The sequence below is a fragment of the Desulfovibrio sp. genome (assembly GCF_019424165.1).
Taxonomy (GTDB): Bacteria; Desulfobacterota; Desulfovibrionia; order Desulfovibrionales; family Desulfovibrionaceae; genus Desulfovibrio.
Genome location: NZ_JAHZAA010000045.1, coordinates 1 through 6,772 on the forward strand (window position 1 = coordinate 1; position 6,772 = coordinate 6,772).

Below are 6,772 nucleotides of genomic sequence, written 5' to 3' on the forward strand. Positions count from 1 at the left end.
ATTCATATATGGTGTATCCGGCGGGCAGCCCCTTGATGTCATAGATGGTGTTGCCGTTGCTGTCGGTCTTTCTGGCATCAACCTGATCATAATAGACCGTAAGGGTATGCGTACCCCCGCCTTCATCGTAGACGTCAATGCTGGACTGCGTGGCATAGGCCGTATCCGCCAGAGGCGGCTTGCTGCTGGCATCCCACAGGTCGAAAAGGGCGGTCATGGGGCTGGTGTTGCTGGTAGTGCGATCCCCCTTGCCGTCGTTGGTAAGTCCCATGGTAAAGGTGACGTTGGTGGTCTGCTGGGGAATAATATTCCAGCTGTCCAGCACAATGTCAGTGGGCGTGCCTGAACCGACATAGGCGGACTTGCTAAGGTCGGTATTGCCCAGGTTGGTTGCGCCACTGTTAAAGGTGAGCTTCTTTTCGTTGTTCACCTTCCAGCCTTGCAGCAGATACCCCTCAGGGTTCTGGAGCTCGCGGTCCTTATTGAAATAAAAGTCACCTGCGCGCGTGTAGTACATCTGCTTGCTGTTGGGCTTGCGCACCTGGAAAAAACCGTTACCGTCGATGGCAAGGTCTGTTACCGAGTTGGTGCTTTCAAGCGAACCCTGGGAAAAGTCGCCCAATATGGCGTAGACGCTGGCTCCGGCGCCGATCTGGCTGGGACCGCTGGTGGTTCCGATGCCCCGGTACAGGTAGTCATTGAAGTCCATGCGCTGGCTTTTAAAGCCCAGCGTGCTCACGTTGGCGATGTTATTGCCGACAACGTTCATCTTTTGACCGTGGCTGAGCAAGCCTGAAACGCTTGTCCACATACTTGCTGAAAGACCCATAATTTCCTCCGTGTCTCGGGATAGGGGGATATCTATTTTCAGAGAGGGCGCGCTACTGGCGCAGCCCTGGCTCCTGTTTGTCGTCAGGTTGCCGTATTTAGGCGTTTATCTGTTAAAAAAGTCTGCCGTTAAAATTAATATTGCTGACATTGACATCACCGATACTCATCGTGCTCGCACGGGATTCGGGCTGCTCTTTGTCCTTATCGTCTTCAGGTTCCTTGTCTTCGCCGTCTTCCCCGTCCTTGTCTTTGTCGTCCGGCTTGGCGGCAACGGTGGCGGGTTCAGCAACCTGCCGCACATTGGCAAGCGGCATGAGCTGACCACCCTCAAGACCGAGATAGACCACGCCGCCATCGTTGACCACACCGGTAACCTTGGCGTCCACCACCTGGTCGGAAAGAACTGCATCGCCATTGGAGTCTCGCAACACAAGGTTGACCGTATATACGCCATCGCCCGCAACCGTGCCGTCAGTGGCCTTGCCGTTCCACAGGAATTCGTATGTGGTTCCCTTGTTTTTGGGACTGACTTCTTCAACGTATACGACGTTATTGTCGGCATCGCGCACGGTGATGGTTCCGCCCACGGTATTGTCCGCAGGGGCGTACCGGAAGCGCGTGATGGTAGATTCCTTGGTGGTTTCATCAGTGACCTTGCCGATGGTATTGCCGCTGACAGTGACCTGCTTGCCGATGTAGGACGTGGCATTGATCATCTGCTGATTGTTGGTGGCGTCGGTGAGGCCTTCCATACTCGTATTGAGGTTCATGAGCTGCTCAAGACTGGAAAATTGCGCCATCTGGGCAATAAATTCCTTGTCTTCCATAGGGTTGAGCGGATCCTGATACTTGAACTGCGTAACCAGCAGCAGCATGAAGGAATCTTTGTCCAGATTGCTGCCCTTTTGCTTGCTCAGGGCGGTATTGAACTCATTATTGGTTCTGTTCAGTGACTGTGTAATGCTGGACATGACTACTCCTCACGCCGGGCTGTTTTTATGCCACCACATGCAAAGAGCGGGTGGCATATCTTGCCGCATGCGTATGGGAATGCACAGGCTGTTCCAAAGCTGTATCTTCAGAATTAGTTGTTTTATTACGCGCTGTTGAAAGATTTTTCAGCCGGGAAAGTTCTTCGCGCCGGGCATCTTCTTCCTGCCAGGAGTTATGTTGGTTCAGGTTCTGCCAGGCATTTTCGTCCTGTTGGCGTGAGTTGAGCTGCACTTCAACCTTGTCCACCTTGAGCCCCTGCTGTTCCAGATTGATGCGGATTGCTTCCAGTTGGCGGGTGACCATTTCGGCAGTTTCGGTCTTTTCAGAGCGGATAGTGGCGCTGACTTCGCCATTACGCAGGCTGAGGCTGAGCGTTATGGCCCCAAGTTCCTGGGGGTGCAGTTGCAGATCCAGCCGGGTCGTGCCGTTTCTGAAGTTGGAGAGCAGCCCCTGTTCCACCTGCTGTGCCACATAACGGGGGATTGGAGCCGGGCGCGAAACTTCCGGAGATGCCTGATTTGCGGCATCCAGTGTTTGCAGCACAGCGGCTGCCGCCTGATTGTCCTGCCGGCTGTTGAAAAGCGGCTGCGCTTCCACCTTGCGGGTCATTTCTCCCCACGAGGCATCACGTCCTGTATCCTTATTGTTGTTTGACCCATCTTCACCGAACGTCTGATATCCGGTTTGTCCCCCCTTGCCGCCGTCATTTTGCTTTCCGCTTGGCATGGGGCCTTCAGCATGCTGTTGCGCTGTACTCTGCTGGTTGGATGCCTGCTCAGTATTCGCCGAAACACGGGTAAAGGTTGTTTCCGCCTTGCTGCCCTGCGCGCCCGCATGTCCCACCCCCGCACTCTGGCTGCCGTCAAGCTTTCTGCTTATGGCGTGACTTTGGCGTTCGAAACTTTCGAGGTCTTGGGCCTTCTGTCCATCCTGGCCTGTGGCGGTGAGCGTTTCTTCCAGCATATGCCGAGTGTTTTTCTGAACGGTCTGGTCTATAAGAATTTTGCTCTGTTGCGCTTCTTTATTGCGCAAAGCACTTGCCTGAAGTTCTTTTTCAGTGCGGGCGCGAGCCTTGTTTACAAGAGGCTGCAATGTTTGTTGCAGAGCTGCATCCAGCTGCTTTTGTGCAGTTTTTTGTGCGGTAAAGTGATGGGCCGCAGGGGCCATAAGAGAAGAAAACTGTCCCAGGAGCAGGCTCACGCCATCATTGCCGCCAAAGCCCTTGAGCAGGGTTTGCAGGCTTGCTGTATCCAGTCCGATTCCGCGGCCCAGTGCCATCGCTTCGGCTGCTTCCACATCAATAGTCGCAGTAGGATCAAGGTGCGCAATGAAAGAGTAGATAGTGTCAAGGGCAGCCTCGCCCTTGCCTTCGCCCATGAGCTGCTGCACGCGGGTTTCGAGCACGCCGGAAGGATCTATTTTCTTGAGCAGGGCGCTGATGTGCGTCTTGTCGTCATCGCTGAGAATGGGGCTGCCCCCGAGGCCTTGCAGACTGGCCATAATCTGGGCAAGAGTTGCGCCGTCCGGCTGATCTGCCAGGGCATCAAATTTTTTCAGGGCGTCAAGCGGGGCGCCTGCCTTGATAAGGTCGCGCCGAAGTTCAGCTATTTCCTGCTTGGTGAAGCATACTTCGTCAAGCGTATAGGTAACGCCATTGGTAGTGGTGCGGCTGTACGGACTCTGCACACGCGGCGCTTCGGATGTCGTCGTGGGCTGCTGCATGGCCGAGCTTGCAGAAACATGCTCCCCCCGTTCCACACTGTCGATAGCACCGTGGACGGCGGAGAAAAAATCGGCAAAGGATGAGCTATCCTTGCTGCTGGTAAAGAGGGCGTCGAACGGGGCGGCGCTTGTGGGAATAATCTGCATCATGCACTCCTTGCACCCGGTGTAATACAAAGAGTGTTCCAAAAAATAAAACTTATTTATTTTAATATATTATGTGGTTAATCAAAAACAATAAGGCAAGTATTGCCGGGGGGTGCAAAAAGAAAGACCGGAGAGCGGAGGAAGGAAAGGGGAGGGAGGAAGTGAAAAATCAGGAATGGTTCATGAACAGGGCGCTGATTTCTTCCAGATTATCAAGAGCCATACGCCATGCTTTGGGGGAGTAATCATCATTTTGCATGCGCATGTGTAAATATCCGCTGAAAAGGCGGATTACGGGAGGCTGGGAGCGCCAGAAATCATCAGGCAATATGCGCGCGCCCTGTTTGAGATGGCGTGAAAAACTGGCACAAAGTCCGGCAAGTCCGGCTGCCACACTTTCAGCCATTGGGGGAAAAGCCGCGCGCAGGCGTTCCAGCCTGCTGATCAGCAAGGCGCGCTGCGCTGGGTTGTAGAGAAAAAGAAAAACGGCCTGCCAAAGGTCTTCAAGCAAAGGCCGGCAGCTTATATCCGTTCCGAGGCCTACGTGCTCGAGGGTATATAACCCCAGGGCATCGCGCCCGGTACTGTACAGACGCAAGCCCGATGGCACTGCCGGGTGGTCAGGCGTGCGCAAAAGGCTCAGGATCAGCCTGGCAACCCCAGAAGCCGTGAATGCCTGTTTGCAGTAAAGCTTTCCACGGTAACACTGCCAACACCCCACACAGCTCATGGCTGCGCGTAGAACATGTTGCCCGGGAGCTGACGGTCCCGTTTCTCTGGCATGAACTGGCCCCATGGAAAGATTGAGCACAGGTACGCCCACAAAATCGGCCAGATGCATGGGACCTGTGTCTGGCGTAACGCACAGGTCCAACGTGCGCATGAGGGCAGCCAACTCTTTGAGCGAGAGGCGTCCGCAAAGATTGGCTCCCGGCAGTCCGGATTTTTGGGCGACCTCCTGCCCCAGGCTCTGTTCCGCCGGGCCGCCTAAAAACAGCGGCAACATCCCTTCGGCGGCCAGCCGCCGTGCCAGCCGCGCCCAGAAGTCCGCATCTGGCCGCTTGGCAAGTTCACTGGCCCCGAGAACCATGCCGATACGGCCTGTTCCCGCCGGGCGGGGAGATGGTCGGAACACGCCTGTAAGATCGGCTTGCGGCGAAAGGTCCAACATATACAGGTCGGCCCAGTGAAAGGCATTGTTACGATTGTTGTGGGTCAGTGCGGCGCGGTAGAGTTGCCAGTAGCCGTTGATGTGCTGATGGCTCGGCAGGGTGCCGGCTTCGATGGCTTCCGGGCCAAGCTTGTGCCTTGCCTTCAGCTTTGCCTGGCAGGTCAGAGCCTGCGGACGGCTGCTCAGGTTCAGGGCCAGCTCATAATGGCGTTGTTCCAGAGCGTGGCAGTGAGCAGGTGGAAAAAAAACCACATTGGGAGCCAGTGGCATAAGGTCCTGAAAAAAATCCGGTTCAGCCGCAACCCATACCTCGTGTCCGGCCCAGTGGCGCAGAAGGAAGCCAAGCAGGGGCATGGTGAGGATCAGGTCTCCCATGCGGTGCATCTGAAGAACCAGAACAGGGTCCGTGCTCATGCGTCTGGTCCGCGTTCTATAATTTTTTTTGTCGCGGGGGTTCCATAGACCTGACGCATCTGTTCAAGCAGGCGCTGCAGCCGGTGAGTCCAGGTGTGGCAGGCCAGTGCCCGTCGTCTGGCCCGCCGGGCTATGTGACGGCGCTCCTGCGGGTGGGCCAGATAATAACGCGCCAGCTCCGGGGCTTCATCAGGGTCTCGGTAGCAGACCATTTCGTCCGGATCGTACAATTGTTCCATCTGTGGCCGCCAGTCGGTCAGCACAAAAGCTCCGGCTGCGGGAACATCAAAGATCCTCTGGTTTACGGCCCCTTTCATCTGCTTGCTGGTGCAGTTGAAGTTAATATGCGAGCAGCAATAAAAGCGCGGCAAGTCCGTATAGTAACTCAGGGCATCCATGTAGCGCGGCTGAGAGGCTTCGTGCCGGAATTCGGACCGCCAGCCATTGTCGCCCACAATAAGAGGGTGCAGCGGCAGCAGGCGGCGTACACAACCATTGCGGTACAGGCGTGTGGCTTGCCATGTAATGGCGGTTTCGTAGGCCAGTCGTGCCTCGTTGTCGGGCAGGGCCTGATAGTGTGCAAAAACGGCAGGGAAAGAATCGCGCAGAAAATCTGCTACGGAGCGCTGGTCACTTTCCATGAAGGCTTGGGACACCTCAAGAAAAGGCAGCAGCAACTGGCGGGGGAAACGGCCGTGTTTCAGGCGGCCACCCACCTTGTACAGCATGGAGTTGCCTACAAAAGAAATGTCAGCCTGCCACGAATCCGGGGCTTCTGCCCCGCGCCCGGGGTGAAAACGGTCAGGATCCGTGCCGAGAGGCAGATAGAAAACATGTTTGAAGCCTGTGTCACGCAAACTATCAATATTGTCCGCATCCCAGGTAAACAGGGCTGTCCAGGGACTGACGCAACGTGAATAGAGATGAATAATGAGGTGGGGATTATCCACAAACCAGGAGGCCAGAGGCAACTGCAACCTTGCAAGAAGGTCCATGAGAACGCCTTCCACATCCACGCCCATATGGTTGAGCGTTATGCAGCAATCAGGCCGGAAAGAAATAACAGCCTCAAGCAGCTGCTCCACAAAATCTGTGCAGGCAACGCTGTTGTCCTCGATACGAACCAGCCTGTGCTCAATGCCAAGTTTACGACAGGCTCCTTCCAGTTCGCCCATCAGAAAATATTTGCTTGTGAGCAGAAGGACGCGCGGCTGGTCGCCTGTGAAGCGGGGGCCGGCAGCACGGCCCCAGAAATCGAAACGGGTGCTGGCTGCAAGCTCTTTTTGCAGGGGACCGTAATAGGCACGGTCCAGCCGCAGATAGAAGGGCAGAGCCACAGGCAGCAGGCGCAGTCCGCTGTGGCGCATCTGCCAGCGGGTCAGTTGCCGCAGGGCTTCATCTACTTCTTCTGCGCAGACCAGGTGAATACGTTGGCGTTCTTCAGCAGGCAAGCCCGCAAGAACACCACTGATTTTCTGTATTTCCTGCTCTTTT

Annotated in this window: 5 protein-coding genes; all 5 read right to left on the minus strand. The window is 55.6% G+C overall.

Annotated elements, in window-relative coordinates:
- On the minus strand, nucleotides 1–829 hold an 829-nt coding region (locus QZ377_RS11515), incomplete at its 3' end, for a flagellar hook-basal body complex protein (RefSeq protein ID WP_291441286.1).
- Nucleotides 830–941: 112 nt separating this feature from the next.
- Nucleotides 942–1,802, minus strand: a complete 861-nt coding sequence (locus QZ377_RS11520; RefSeq protein WP_291441287.1) for a flagellar hook assembly protein FlgD — start codon at nucleotides 1,800–1,802, stop codon at nucleotides 942–944.
- A gap of 25 nt (nucleotides 1,803–1,827) precedes the next feature.
- A complete protein-coding gene (locus QZ377_RS11525; protein ID WP_291441288.1) occupies nucleotides 1,828–3,696 on the minus strand; it encodes a flagellar hook-length control protein FliK in 1,869 nt (622 codons plus the stop codon).
- 166 nt (nucleotides 3,697–3,862) lie between these two features.
- Entirely contained in the window at nucleotides 3,863–5,278 is a 1,416-nt protein-coding gene (locus QZ377_RS11530) for a glycosyltransferase family 9 protein (RefSeq protein ID WP_291441289.1), read from the minus strand.
- A partial coding sequence (locus tag QZ377_RS11535) for a glycosyltransferase (RefSeq protein ID WP_291441290.1) occupies nucleotides 5,275–6,772 on the minus strand: 1,498 nt, incomplete at its 5' end. The genes QZ377_RS11530 and QZ377_RS11535, both read right to left, overlap by 4 nt.